The organism is Rheinheimera sp. B2H12, from assembly GCF_059620065.1.
This window is the reverse complement of the sequence record NZ_CM184363.1, coordinates 2154798-2168006: the sequence shown is the minus strand read 5'-3', so window position 1 is coordinate 2168006 and position 13209 is coordinate 2154798. Positions and strand designations below refer to the sequence as shown.

Annotated in this window: 10 protein-coding genes; 6 read left to right on the top strand and 4 right to left on the bottom strand. The window is 48.4% G+C overall.

All coding sequences use genetic code 11. The features are described 5' to 3' along the window. The first annotated feature begins 12 nt into the window (after positions 1 to 12). Entirely contained in the window at positions 13 to 669 is a 657-nt protein-coding gene (gene trhA, locus AC53GJ_RS09445) for a PAQR family membrane homeostasis protein TrhA (protein WP_496732430.1), read from the top strand. 51 nt (positions 670 to 720) lie between these two features. Here trhA and AC53GJ_RS09440 read toward each other — a convergent pair whose 3' ends face one another. Continuing rightward, the gene (locus AC53GJ_RS09440) at positions 721 to 3999 is read right to left on the bottom strand and encodes a two-component regulator propeller domain-containing protein (RefSeq protein WP_496732429.1); all 3279 of its coding nucleotides are present in this window, start codon (positions 3997 to 3999) and stop codon (positions 721 to 723) included. Positions 4000 to 4302: 303 nt separating this feature from the next. On the opposite strand from AC53GJ_RS09440, the gene trxB reads away from it, so the two are divergent. The 4 genes from trxB (at position 4303) to infA (ending at position 7003) form a co-directional block, all read left to right on the top strand. Further along, positions 4303 to 5259 carry a thioredoxin-disulfide reductase gene (gene trxB, locus AC53GJ_RS09435; RefSeq protein WP_496732428.1) on the top strand — a complete coding sequence of 319 codons (957 nt, stop codon included), beginning with the start codon at positions 4303 to 4305 and terminating at the stop codon, positions 5257 to 5259. An 11-nt stretch (positions 5260 to 5270) separates the two neighbouring features. Next, a complete protein-coding gene (gene aat / locus AC53GJ_RS09430; protein ID WP_496732427.1) occupies positions 5271 to 5984 on the top strand; it encodes a leucyl/phenylalanyl-tRNA--protein transferase in 714 nt (237 codons plus the stop codon). After that, positions 5981 to 6688, top strand: a complete 708-nt coding sequence (locus tag AC53GJ_RS09425; RefSeq protein ID WP_496732426.1) for an arginyl-tRNA--protein arginylyl transferase — start codon at positions 5981 to 5983, stop codon at positions 6686 to 6688. Before aat ends, AC53GJ_RS09425 begins: the two co-directional genes overlap by 4 nt. A 96-nt stretch (positions 6689 to 6784) precedes the next feature. Continuing rightward, positions 6785 to 7003: a translation initiation factor IF-1 gene (infA, locus tag AC53GJ_RS09420; RefSeq protein ID WP_377246786.1), complete on the top strand. Its 219-nt coding sequence runs from the start codon at positions 6785 to 6787 to the stop codon at positions 7001 to 7003. 209 nt (positions 7004 to 7212) lie between these two features. Here infA and clpA read toward each other — a convergent pair whose 3' ends face one another. Both clpA and clpS read right to left on the bottom strand, forming a co-directional pair. Beyond that, the gene (gene clpA / locus AC53GJ_RS09415) at positions 7213 to 9471 is read right to left on the bottom strand and encodes an ATP-dependent Clp protease ATP-binding subunit ClpA (RefSeq protein WP_496732425.1); all 2259 of its coding nucleotides are present in this window, start codon (positions 9469 to 9471) and stop codon (positions 7213 to 7215) included. Positions 9472 to 9514: 43 nt separating this feature from the next. Then, positions 9515 to 9835, bottom strand: coding sequence for an ATP-dependent Clp protease adapter ClpS (gene clpS, locus AC53GJ_RS09410; protein WP_496732424.1), 321 nt, complete (start codon positions 9833 to 9835; stop codon positions 9515 to 9517). 193 nt (positions 9836 to 10028) lie between these two features. Here clpS and cspD point away from each other — a divergent pair, with 193 nt between their 5' ends. Then, a complete protein-coding gene (cspD, locus tag AC53GJ_RS09405; protein WP_496732423.1) occupies positions 10029 to 10250 on the top strand; it encodes a cold shock domain-containing protein CspD in 222 nt (73 codons plus the stop codon). A gap of 479 nt (positions 10251 to 10729) precedes the next feature. Here cspD and AC53GJ_RS09400 read toward each other — a convergent pair whose 3' ends face one another. After that, positions 10730 to 12958: an NADP-dependent isocitrate dehydrogenase gene (locus AC53GJ_RS09400; RefSeq protein ID WP_496732422.1), complete on the bottom strand. Its 2229-nt coding sequence runs from the start codon at positions 12956 to 12958 to the stop codon at positions 10730 to 10732. Between the last annotated feature and the right edge of the window lie 251 nt (positions 12959 to 13209).

Sequence of the window (13209 nt, the reverse complement as noted above, 5' to 3'; positions counted from 1 at the left end):
GCCGGACCTGCTATGACTGCTGAGCGTGACCATTACCTGCCGATCGAAGAAAAACTACATTGTGCCACCCATGCCACCGCCGCCCTGCTAAGTCTGCTGGCGACCTGGCTGATGCTGGCAAAAACCTGGTCAGTACCAGACTGGCAAACCAGTCTGTCCAGTGTCATTTTTGGCAGCAGCCTATTTTTATTATATTTGTGTTCAAGTATGTACCATGGCAGTCGCAGTGAACGCAGCAAAGCCCGCTGGCGCAAACTGGACCATGCCGCCATTTACCTGCTGATCGCGGGCAGCTATACCCCTTATACCCTGATTAGCATGCGAGATAACTGGGGATTTTGGCTGATTTTGGTGATTTGGGCTGTAGCGCTGTTTGGGCTGGCGCTGGAGTTTCTAGCCCATCTTAAATTCAAAAAATTAAGTCTGGTGCTTTATTTAGTCATGGGCTGGCTGGCCTTGGTGGCGATTAATCCGATGCTACAGACCGTCCCTGCTGCCGGTTTATGGTGGTTGCTGGCTGGGGGGTTATGTTATTCGCTGGGGGTGATTTTTTACTTGTGGCATAGCCTGCGTTTTCATCATGTGATATGGCATTTATGGGTCGTGGCTGGCAGTAGCTGCCATTTTATCTCGGTTTATTATTATGTGCTGCCGGTGAGTGTCACTTAGACTGCACAAGAGGCTGGCAGCTTAGTCAGCCTCTTGCAAAGCTGCTTGTACTCAGTCCTGCACCTGCAGAGTTGTGACACCAGGCTCAGTGTCGATAGCTGGCAAAGTAAACCAAAAGGTACTGCCAAGCTGTTCCTGACTGTGAAAACCGATACGGCCCTGATGACTCTCGATAATTTTCTTGCAAATGGTCAGGCCAAGTCCTGAACCTTCTTTATTTCTGCTGTCTGAAGCGTCTGCCTGACTAAACTTATCAAAAATACGGCCCTGAAACTGCTCGGGAATGCCGATGCCTTGGTCCTGTACCTCCACCCGTACATCCTGATCAACCCTGCTGACATGAACAGTGACGACCGCGGCCGGATGCGAAAACTTAATAGCGTTGGATAACAAATTATCCAGCACCTGACGCAGCCGTAACGGATCAGCCTGCACATATAAAGGCCTGTCCGCATCCGCGGTTAACTGCAGACTGACCTGATACTTATGACCATAAGTATGCATGGCTTCCAGCGATAACCGTACTTGCTCTATCACTTCGACGCGGCGTTTTTCCAGCACAAACTTACCAGCTTCAAATTTTTGCACATCCAATAAATCATTAATTAAATGCGATAAACGTTCACAGTTATTGACCGCGGTTTCCAGTAACAACTGGTAAGAATCGCTGCCAGGTTCAACCACCCGCTGGGCCACCAAACCAACTGCACCACGAATGGAGGTCAGTGGGGTGCGCAGTTCATGGGAAACGGTGGAAATAAATTCATCTTTGAGCCGGTCCAAACGTTTTAATTCTTTGTTGGTTTTGGCAATTTCCTGCAGACTTTTTTCCAATTGTTTGGTTCGCAGCGACAAAGTTAACGAACTTTCTTCCAGCGCACTAGTGCGTTCAGCTACTTTGGTCTCCAGAATTAACTGCGCTTTGGCTCTTTCCTGCACAGAGTTTTGCAATAAACGATTGATCTGGCGAATATGTCGAAGCCGATACTGGTGAATCGCAAGGATTAAAATAAGGAACAATAACAGCGCCAGCGTTTGGACCCAACGTTTTTGCCACCAGGGCGGTAACACTTCAACCGTGACTGTCGTGATTTCAGCACTGAATAAACCATGATTATTAGACCCCGTCAGCTCGAACTGATAATTGCCAGCCGGTAAATTGGAATAATAGGCACTGCGCTTACTGGTTTGCAGTAACCACTCCTGTTCAAAACCTTTTAGCCGGTAGCGGAATTGATTACGACTGACATCATGAAAGTCCAGGCTGCTGAATTCAAACTCAATACTGCTATCGGTCGGTTGCAACTGGATCTGCGGCCATTGGCTACGTTGTGGTTCTATGGGTAAATTCTGGTTATTAATCAAAATACTGGACACGGCAACCTTGGGGGGGATGTCATTGACCCAGATAAAATCCGGTTCGACGATGGCCAGTCCATTAATAGTACCGACGTACATCTGACCGTTTTGATCATCAAAAATAGATTTAAACACCAATTCAGTGGCGACCAGCCCATCCAGTTTAGTGAAGTTAATAAATCTTTGTTCTGCGGCTGGTTTGAGGGTCAGTCCCTTGGCTGATAACAACCAGATATTCTGTTGCTGATCAGTATAAGCACCGACAATATTATCACCGGTTAAGCCATGCTGACGGTCAAAAATCTGCTGTTGCTGCCGGATTGGGTCATACAACACTAAACCATTGGCGGTACAGATTAACAATTGTTGTTGCGGGCCTTGTTCGACGCATTGCACATCCGCACTTGGCAGCTGTAAACCCGCTTGTCGTAGCTGTGCAGTTGCACTGAGCAGTTCGGTTTGTTTATTCAACTGAAATAAACCTGAATAGCGGGTGCCAATCCAGACGTCTTCTGCCGTTACCAGCATGCCTTGCACCGCATCACCGACATGACGAGCCAGCAGTTGCTGCAAATAGGTTTTCACTGTCGCAGTGGCCGGGTCCCAAAACAGCACCCCTTCCCCCCATAAGCCAAACCAAAACTGCCCCTGGTCGGTAATCACCAAATCACGAATATTGCTATCTTTGATACCGGCTAACTGAAAAGGTGTTAATACCTTCTCCAACTGATCTGAGTCTGGCAGATATCGAAATAGGCCAACATCAGTGGCAATATAAATCTGACCATCCGCCGCCGCTCTAATGGCGTTTACCCGACCGGCAGTCAGATAACGCTGCAGTCTGGGCTGGCGCAAATCCACCCGATACACATACTCGGCGCTGCCAAGCCACAATGTATTCTGATGACTCAGGACGTTGGTAACGGCAAAATTCAGCTTTTCGGCCTCAACCTGAGGCAACAAAGCGGCCAGGCTGGAGAATGCAGACCTCTTATGCCGGGCATAAAACAAACCACTTTCCCGCGATCCGAGCCAAAGCACGCCAGTTCTATCGAGAAATAACGAGCGCACATTCACAGAAGGTAATAACGAATGTTGAAAACGGAATGGACTGAACATCCGCCCCTCTGGTTCCACCCGGAACAGGCCGTTGTAGGTGCCTAGCAACAATTTGCCATCCGAATCGACCAACATAGTGTTAATAATAGGCGTCGGTTTATTTTCATAAAAAGGAATGGCCGTCAGCTCTGCATGACGGCTATCCAGACTGAGTAAGCCATGCCGGGTGCCAAGCCATAAGGTATGGCCAGCGGTTGCCAGCGCCCGAATTTCATTATCGCGGCTACCGGCGTTTTTTTGCGGAAAAGGGAGTACCACGGCCGAGAGCCCCTGACCTTCCTGCCAGGAGTGTAAGCCTTCGGACGTCCCAATCCAAATTTTGCCATCTTCCGTTTGTGCCAGACTCCAAATGCGTTGATGCCGCAGCGCAACCGCACTGCCAGGCGCACCAATCCGCTGCATCAGCCCATCCGGACTCAACCGGTTCAAGCCTTCAGTGGTGCCGATCCAGATATGGCCGGAGCTGTCTTGTAATAAACTCTGGATTTGCATCCCTGCCAACGAGTCAGCCGTTTTGTGATCACTGACAAAACGACTCAGCTTGCCGGTTTGTGCATCAATCCTACTCAGACCATAGCCCCAGGTCCCAGCCCAGATATTCGCCTGCCGGTCAATCAACAGCACACCAACATCTAAACTGGCCTGATGTCGGATCTCATCTGGTTGTAACACCGGAAATTCGGCAAAGCTGTAACCATCGTAACGTAACAAGCCAGAATTAGTTGAGGTCAGCCAGATATACCCTTGTTTATCCTGCGCCACACTGTAAATAGTGGCATTTGGCAAACCATCATCGACGCCAATCCGTTTAAATTCGTGATACGCAACAGCAAAAGGACTGATGCACAGCATGCTCAGCCAACAAATAAAAAGCAGGAAATACCATCGATTGGGGCTTTGTTGCAGAATGAACCTCCGCCTGTCCGTCAGCGTTGTCAGACAACCACAGCAACAGCAGCACTGTTTTTACTGCCGTGACTTTAGTTACCAGATAAGGTAACACTACATAGTTCCCAACACATTAGCACAGCAAGGGGCAGTTTACAGCGCAGCTGAATTAATTTTAGTTGCTTGCTTTCGCTTGGCATTGCAATGCCATAAAATCATCCCAACTTAGTTCATTCGTTGATTAATGCTGTTTACAGCGGAGTTTTTATGTCAAATCCACAACATAGCCGTTTATTGATTTTAGGTTCAGGCCCAGCCGGCTATACTGCAGCCGTTTATGCGGCGCGCGCCAATTTAAAACCAGTGTTACTGACCGGCATGCAACAAGGCGGTCAGTTGACCACCACCACCGAAGTTGAAAACTGGCCGGGCGACGCGCACGGTCTGACCGGTCCGGCGCTGATGGAGCGGATGCGCGAACACGCCGAAACTTTTAACACCCAAATCGTGTTTGACCATATTCACACGGTAGAATTAACGAAAAAACCTTTTACCCTGACTGGTGATAATGGCGTTTATACCTGTGACGCGCTGATCATTGCCACTGGTGCCTCCGCCAAGTACCTTGGATTACCTTCCGAGCAGGCATTCAGTGGCCGCGGCGTCTCGGCTTGCGCAACTTGTGATGGTTTTTTCTATCGTAATCAAAAAGTTGCTGTGGTCGGTGGTGGCAATACTGCGGTAGAGGAAGCATTGTACCTGTCCAATATTGCGGCTGAAGTTCATCTTATTCACCGCCGTGACAGTTTTAAAGCGGAGAAAATCCTGATTGACCGGTTACATGCCAAAGTTGCAAGCGGTAATATAGTGCTGCATACCCATCGCGAACTCGCAGAAGTGCTGGGAGATAATATGGGTGTGACTGGCGTGCGGTTATCTTCAACCCAAGGTCAGGCTGACGAAGAGCTGGCTCTGCAAGGTGTCTTTATTGCCATCGGTCATAAACCAAATACCGATATCTTTGCTGGCCAGTTGGAAATGAACAATGGCTATCTGACAGTGCAAAGTGGTTTACATGGCAATGCCACCCAGACCAGTATTGCCGGTGTGTTTGCAGCTGGCGATGTGTCTGATCATATCTACCGTCAGGCAATCACTTCCGCTGGCACAGGTTGTATGGCCGCACTGGACGCTGAGCGGTATCTGGATGCGCTGAACAAATAAATCAGTCAAGCATGACTATTTATTTACCACAGTTAACGGCTGATCCCAGCTGGTTTCCGCCAGTCAGCGAAGCGCTGCCAAACCCGGATGGATTGTTGGCGCTCGGTGGTGACCTGTCGGTGATCAGGCTGCAACATGCTTATCGGCAAGGCATTTTTCCTTGGTTCAGTGCCGGAGATCCCATGCTATGGTGGTCTCCTGCCATCAGGGCCGTATTTGCGCCGGGGGCGCTCAGGCTAAATCGGTCATTGCGAAAATATCAGCAACAGCAACGATTTTCATTTAGCTGCAATCAAGCATTTGCCGAAGTGATCAAACACTGTGCCGCGCCGCGCAGGCATCAGCCTGCAACCTGGATAGTGCCGGCAATAAAACAAGCTTATCTGCAACTGCATCATGCCGGACAAGCGCACAGTATCGAGGTATGGCATGGCTCCCAACTGGTTGGCGGTTTGTATGGCATTACAGTCGGTGCTTTGTTTTGTGGTGAGTCGATGTTTAATCTCAGGCCAAACACCGCCAAACTGGCGCTGGTGATGTTGCAACAGCATTTGTCTTGTTATGCTGCAGGCTGGATTGATTGTCAGTTACCAAACCCTTTTTTACTACAGCAAGGTGCCTGCCCAATGCAAAGAGCAGATTATCTGCAACTGCTCACCAGCTTACAAGCGCAGGACTGCCCGGCCTCACACTGGCGGCCAGGCACTTTGGAGCTGAGCCTGTGAAACTGGACGATCTACAACTGGGGATCACTGCTGCGCACAGCTGCAGCTATTTACCCGAACAACTTGAAAGCCTGATTTTCACCTTACCGGATCAACCGTTACAACCAGATCTGTACTTGCAACTGTTACAAATGAATTTTCGTCGCAGTGGAGCTCAGCTCTACCGGCCTTATTGCAGCAGTTGTCAGGCTTGTCAGTCGGTGCGGATTGCTCCCGAGCACTTTACTGCCAGCACTTCGCAACGCAGGCTGTGGCAAAAGGCCAGCAAACGGCAATGGCACTATCGACTGAACTGGCAACCAGACTGGCAACAATATTACCCCTTGTATCAGCATTACATCAGCAGTAAACACAAAGATGGGGTGATGTTTCCGCCAGTACCAGAGCAGTTGAGCTCAATGTTTCAATGCGACTGGCTACCTATCCTGACACTGGAGCAGTTTATTGCTGACGATTTGGTTGGCGTGTTGATTCTGGATGCTTTACCAACCGCCTGGTCTGCGGTTTATAGTTTTTATCAAACCGATACCTCATTGGCGCTTGGTCGACTCGCGATCCTGGCCGCGTTGGCTGCAGCCAAACAACAACAGCTCCAACAACTATATCTTGGATTTTATATTTCTGACTGTCAAAAAATGGCTTATAAAGCCGATTTCGGTCCACAACAGCGATTGATTGGACATAAATGGCAGTCTTTTGATTAAAACATCCTGAGTTGCTTTACTTATCCGCGTGATTTCGGCACAATCTGCGCAGTTTTTTTCCGGTTTAATTTTTTTCTGAAGGGGCTCGTACGCTGCATGGCGAAAGAAGACGTGATTGAAATGCAAGGCACAATATTGGAAACCTTGCCAAATACAATGTTCCGGGTAGAACTCGAAAATGGGCACGTCGTTATCGCGCACATTTCTGGTAAAATGCGGAAAAACTATATCCGTATTCTGACCGGCGATAAAGTCACAGTTGAATTGACGCCGTACGATCTGACCAAAGGCCGTATCGTATTCCGTCAACGCTGAGTTGATTTCAGCGCTCAGAAGTCACTGGCTGGTGTAACCAGCAATCAAATCAGTTGCAATGACTTCAAACAAAAACCCGGCATGCCGGGTTTTTGTTTTGCTATCAATCTTGCTAACAAGCAACAAGTTTGGTCACTGTCGGACGGACTCGACCCAACGCCAAGCGCTGGGGCAGTCCGCTATTGTGGCAACTCTGAAACTCAGCTGAGTTAAGCCGGTACTGCCGAGTCCAGATAATCAAAACTCAGGGCATCGCCGTCTAAATCAACTTTGACATCACCACCGTGGATTAAACGGCCAAACAAAATTTCATTCGCCAGCGGTTTTTTCAGTTGCTCCTGGATCACTCGGGTCATAGGCCTGGCCCCCATCGCCTGATCATAACCTTTGTCCGCCAGCCAATGACGGGCGGCAGTGCTGAGCTCAAGCGACACTTGTTTTTTATCCAGTTGTACCTGTAAATCACAGACAAACTTGTCGACAATTTGCAGAATAATGTCTCTGGATAAATGCTTAAACCAGATAATGCCATCCAACCGGTTACGAAACTCCGGGCTGAAGGTGCGGTTGATTTCAGCCAAGGCATCATAACTGTGGTCTTGCTGTTTAAAGCCAATGGTTTTACGGACGGTTTCCTGCACACCCGCATTGGTGGTCATCACCAGCACCACATTGCGAAAATCGATTTTGCGACCGTTGTTATCGGTTAAAGTGCCATGGTCCATCACTTGCAGCAAAATATTGTAAATATCGGAGTGCGCTTTCTCGATTTCATCTAACAACACCACTGAGTACGGATGTTTAGACACCGCATCGGTCAGCAAACCACCTTGATCAAAACCAACGTAACCCGGTGGTGCGCCAATTAACCGGCTAATCGAATGGCGTTCCATGTATTCCGACATATCGAACCTGAGCAGTTCGACACCCATAATTTTCGCCAGTTGCTTGGTCACTTCAGTTTTACCGACCCCAGTTGGGCCGGCAAACAAGAAATTGCCGATCGGTTTTTCCTCGTTGCCAAGCCCGGATCTGGATAACCGGATCGCCGAAGTCAGTACTTCAATCGGCTCATTCTGGCCAAACACCACAAGTTTCAGATTGCGGTCCAAATTCGCCAGCACATCTTTATCTGATGCCGACACTGACTTCTCCGGGATCCGCGCCATTTTGGCAATAACGTGTTCGATTTCTGGCACGTTAATCACTTTTTTGCGTTTTGACAGCGGCAACAAACGCTGGCTGGCACCGGCTTCGTCAATCACGTCGATGGCTTTATCAGGCAGATGGCGTTCATTGATATACTTGGCAGATAACTCCGCCGCAGCCCTTAAAGCTTTTTGGGTATAGCGCACACCATGGTGCGCTTCATAACGTTCTTTTAAACCCTGCAGAATTTGCGTGGTGTCATCCACACTCGGCTCCACCACATCAATTTTTTGAAAACGACGGACCAAAGCAGTGTCTTTTTCAAAGATACTTTTAAATTCCTGATAAGTGGTCGAACCGATACAACGCAAGCGACCACTGGACAATAATGGTTTAATCAGGTTCGAGGCATCCATCACTCCACCGGAAGCAGCCCCTGCCCCAATCACAGTATGAATTTCATCGATAAACAGCACCGCATCTTTTTCGCGTTCAATTTCTTTTAACAACGATTTCAGTCGTTTTTCAAAGTCACCGCGATATTTAGTCCCAGCCAGCAACGCCCCCATATCTAATGAGTAGATGGTGGCATTGGCAATGACTTCCGGCACCTGATTCTGCACAATGCGGTAAGCCAAGCCTTCCGCAATGGCGGTTTTGCCCACACCGGCTTCCCCTACCAGCAACGGGTTATTTTTCTTGCGGCGACACAACACCTGAATGGTTCTTTCCAATTCAGTGTCACGCCCGACCAGAGGGTCAATCTGACCATTTTTAGCCAGCACATTTAAATTTGCCGTGAAGTTTTCCAGATACTTGTTCTCTTCAACAGTACCATCATTGCTCTCTTCACTTTGCTGGTCATCACTGGGATCCATTTTGTCGGCTTTAATCACGCCATGCGAAATATAATTCACAATATCCAGCCGGCTGATATCAATTTTTTTCAGTAAATAAACCGCCTGAGATTCCTGTTCACTGAAAATAGCCACCAGCACATTGGCACCCGTGACTTCGGTTTTGCCAGAAGATTGCACATGGAATACCGCACGCTGTAACACGCGTTGAAAGCCAAGTGTCGGCTGGGTATCGCGTTCTAAATCGCCATCAGGGATCAACGGCGTGGTCGAGTCAATAAAAGTCGATAATTCATTACGTAACCGGTCAATATTGGCGCCACATGACTTCAGAGCTTCCCCTGCCGCCGGGTTGTCCAGCAGAGCCAGCAATAAATGTTCCACAGTCATATATTCATGGCGGCGTTCCCTGGCAAAGCGAAATGCCAGATTCAGCGTCAACTCAAGATCTTTATTTAACATGCACTACTCCTAATCCACCTGAGTTACTGACTGAAACCCTTTGTTAAGCCCGTTCCATGGTGCATAACAACGGATGTTCATGCTCTTTGGCATAACTGCTGACTTGCTGAACTTTGGTTTCGGCAATTTCCGCAGTAAATACGCCACAGACAGCTTTGCCTTCATAATGCACTTTCAGCATAATTTCGCTGGCCTTTTCATACTGTAAGTTAAAAAACCGGGTCAGCACATCAATGACAAAATCCATTGGCGTATAGTCATCATTATGCAGAATCACTTTATACATCGGCGGCGGTTCTACCCGTTGCCGGGTCAATTCGGCTAAACCTTCGTCATTTCCCTGTGTTTGTCTGATGCTGCTCATAACTATAGTCACGCCTGATTAATCCATCAAAGGATGTGGTGGTTAATTCTGTGCTTTTCAATTGCGAATAGTTCAGTAAAAAACTTGACTAGTTGTGCAAATTATCTACATTAACTGTTGGGGCTTGAAGAAGCTCTGCTGTTATCAGCTTAGAATACAGAAATTAGCTAACTAAGAGAAGGAAGTATGTAGTATGGCTACCGGTAAAGTGAAATGGTTTAATAATGCCAAAGGATTTGGGTTTATTCGTGAAGATGGCCGTGACGAGGACATTTTTGCCCATTACTCAACCATTAACATGGACGGCTACCGCACGCTGAAAGCCGGCCAGGATGTGACCTTTGAATTATCTGAAGGGCCCAAAGGCCTACATGCTGTCAATATCGCCTTACCTGAAGAAGGTAAAGCCGAGTAATTAACAGCGCCAGGTGACAGGCAGCAGCCATGCAGGGGGTCTGCCTGACACTAATTGATTATTGTGATACCCGCTCATGTACGAGGCTTTTCAATATTATCCTATGATTAACCACTAGCAACTAGATTAAACCTAGATTTGCAACTCAATGGCAAATGTCAGAATCAATAGATTGCAGGCCCAGTCCTTTCGGATAGCGAAATACTGTCACTCTGCCGTTGTTCGTTATGACGTCAAGCCCTCTGAACCCCTCACAGCAACAAAAAATCCGCTCTAAACCTAAGGATGCAGCCCTCAGTCCAAACGGACAAATCGCTTAACCACAAGCTGCACTTTTTACCCCAGAACCTGCTCAGGTGCCAGTAGTCAGCGCCTAAGCCATCATTCCTGTGCTTAACTTGAAAGCGCACTTATAAAAAAATCCGGCACAAGGCCGGATTTTTTAAGGTCAATACCAATCAGCTTCGTGCTGTCTGCAATTACAGGGCAGCCAGTGCCTGGTTAAAAGTCTGGCTGGGGCGCATAGCGACAGTCGCTAACGCATCATCCAGACGATAATAACCACCAATATCCACTGCTTTACCCTGAATAGCATTCAGCTCATGCACAATAGTCGCTTCATTGGCTGCTAAAGTGGCAGCCAATGGCGCAAACCGTTGTTGTAAAGCCAAATCTTTGGTTTGTGCTGCCAGCGCTTGCGCCCAGTACAGCGCCAGGTAGAAATGGCTACCACGGTTATCCAATTGACCCAGTTTACGGGTTGGTGATTTATCGTTATCGAGGAACAATGCGGTGGCTTGATCCAGGGTTTCAGCCAGCACTTGCGCCCCCTGATTGCCTGCAACCTGACTTAAATGCTCCAACGAAGCCGCTAACGCCAGGAATTCGCCTAATGAATCCCAACGTAAGTGATTTTCTTCAACAAATTGTTCAACATGTTTTGGGGCTGAACCACCGGCACCTGTTTCGAATAAACCTCCACCATTCATCAGCGGGACTATCGACAACATTTTGGCGCTGGTGCCTAATTCCAGAATTGGGAATAAGTCCGTCAGATAATCGCGTAACACGTTACCGGTCACAGAAATCGTATCCAGACCTTGTCTGATTCGATCCAGGCTGACTTGTGTTGCCTGCTCTGGTGTCATGATTTGAATATCCAGACCGGTGGTGTCATGTTGCGCCAGATAAGTGGTCACTTTTTTGATCAACTGCGCATCATGGGCACGGGCAGCATCTAACCAGAAAATCGCCGGTGTATGGCTTAAACGGGCCCGGCTGACAGCCAGTTTGACCCAATCCTGGATTGGTGCATCTTTGGTCTGACACATCCGCCAGATATCACCGGCGGCCACCTGATGAGACATCAGCACTGTACCTTCAGCATCAACAACCTGAACTGTACCAGCCGCTGGCAGCACAAAAGTTTTGTCGTGCGAACCATATTCTTCCGCTTTTTGTGCCATCAGACCGACATTCGGCACTGAGCCCATGGTGCGCGGGTCAAAAGCACCATGCTCTTTACAAAATGCGATGGTTTGCTGATAGACACCAGCGTAACAGCGATCCGGGATCACAAACTTGGTATCTTTTAACTTGCCGTCCGGTCCCCACATCTGGCCCGAAGTCCGGATCGCCGCCGGCATTGAGGCATCGATGATGACATCGCTTGGCACATGCAGGTTGGTAATACCTTTGTCTGAGTTAACCATCGCCAACGCCGGTTGCGCTGCATACACTGCCGCGATATCGGCTGCAATCTCTTCGCGTTGTGCTGGCGGTAACTGCTGGATTTTTGCCAGTAAATCACCAAAACCGTTGTTGACATCAACACCTAAATCTTTCAGCACAGCGGCATGTTTTTCGAACACTTCAGCGAAAAACACTGTCACAACATGACCAAAAATAACCGGGTCCGATACTTTCATCATGGTTGCTTTTAAGTGCACAGAAAACAGCACATCTTGCGCCTTGGCGCTGCGAATTTCTGCCGCCAGGAAGTCACGCAGTGCAGCAACACTTAATACTGACGCATCAATCACTTCTAAGGCACTGAGACTGGTTTTCTCTTTTAATACCTGCACTGCGCCGTCGGCTGTTTTTAATTCAATCCGTACCGCTGTTGCTGCCGGCACTGTCACCGATTGTTCACTGCCATAAAAATCACCTGCGCTCATATGCGCAACATGAGATTTAGAGTGAGCAGACCAAGCACCCATTGAATGTGGGTTCTTGCGGGCATATTGCTTCACTGATAATGGCGCACGGCGATCTGAGTTGCCTTCACGTAATACCGGGTTAACAGCACTGCCTTTAATTTTGTCATAACGTGCTTTGACATCTTTTTCTTGCGCCGAGGTAGCCTCTTCCGGGTAATCCGGCAGCGCATAACCTTTGGCTTGTAATTCTTTGATGGCCGCTTTTAATTGCGGTACTGAGGCACTGATATTTGGCAACTTGATAATGTTGGCATCTGGCTGAGTCGCCAGTTGGCCTAATTCGGCCAGCGCATCAGACTGTTGCTGTGGTGCGGTCAGGAAATCAGGGAAAGCAGCGATAATACGACCAGATAAAGAAATATCGCGGGTTTCAACTACCACACCGGCAGCTTTAGCGAAGGTCTGAACGATCGGCAACAGCGAATAAGTGGCTAAGGCTGGCGCTTCATCGGTTTGGGTATAAATGATTTTTGAAGTTTCAGTGGTCATGTAATGTCCTGGATCTGCAACAAGGAAACTGCATCGGCTCAGGCGGGTGTCACAGAATGACGTAACACAGGCTGCGCCAACACAGCTGGGAACTTGAATAAGTTTATCAGCTTAGTTCCAGCGAAAGTAGCGGTTTGCATCTAAAGATCTGGCCATTTCAACCTGTTGCAACGCTGATTTCAGATCTGGAACTGCCGATGAATTCATCTGCCCGCACATAGTACAGACTTCGCTGCTGCAGCAAAACCTTT

What these genes read in the sequence shown, in the direction of transcription:
- infA (WP_377246786.1), top strand. Translation starts at nt 6,785, where the DNA reads ATGGCGAAAGAAGACGTGATTGAAATGCAAGGCACAATATTGGAAACC.
- clpS (WP_496732424.1), bottom strand. Translation starts at nt 9,835, where the DNA reads ATGAGCAGCATCAGACAAACACAGGGAAATGACGAAGGTTTAGCCGAA.
- trxB (WP_496732428.1), top strand. Translation starts at nt 4,303, where the DNA reads ATGTCAAATCCACAACATAGCCGTTTATTGATTTTAGGTTCAGGCCCA.
- cspD (WP_496732423.1), top strand. Translation starts at nt 10,029, where the DNA reads ATGGCTACCGGTAAAGTGAAATGGTTTAATAATGCCAAAGGATTTGGG.
- aat (WP_496732427.1), top strand. Translation starts at nt 5,271, where the DNA reads ATGACTATTTATTTACCACAGTTAACGGCTGATCCCAGCTGGTTTCCG.
- trhA (WP_496732430.1), top strand. Translation starts at nt 13, where the DNA reads ATGACTGCTGAGCGTGACCATTACCTGCCGATCGAAGAAAAACTACAT.
- AC53GJ_RS09440 (WP_496732429.1), bottom strand. Translation starts at nt 3,999, where the DNA reads ATGCTGTGCATCAGTCCTTTTGCTGTTGCGTATCACGAATTTAAACGG.
- clpA (WP_496732425.1), bottom strand. Translation starts at nt 9,471, where the DNA reads ATGTTAAATAAAGATCTTGAGTTGACGCTGAATCTGGCATTTCGCTTT.
- AC53GJ_RS09400 (WP_496732422.1), bottom strand. Translation starts at nt 12,958, where the DNA reads ATGACCACTGAAACTTCAAAAATCATTTATACCCAAACCGATGAAGCG.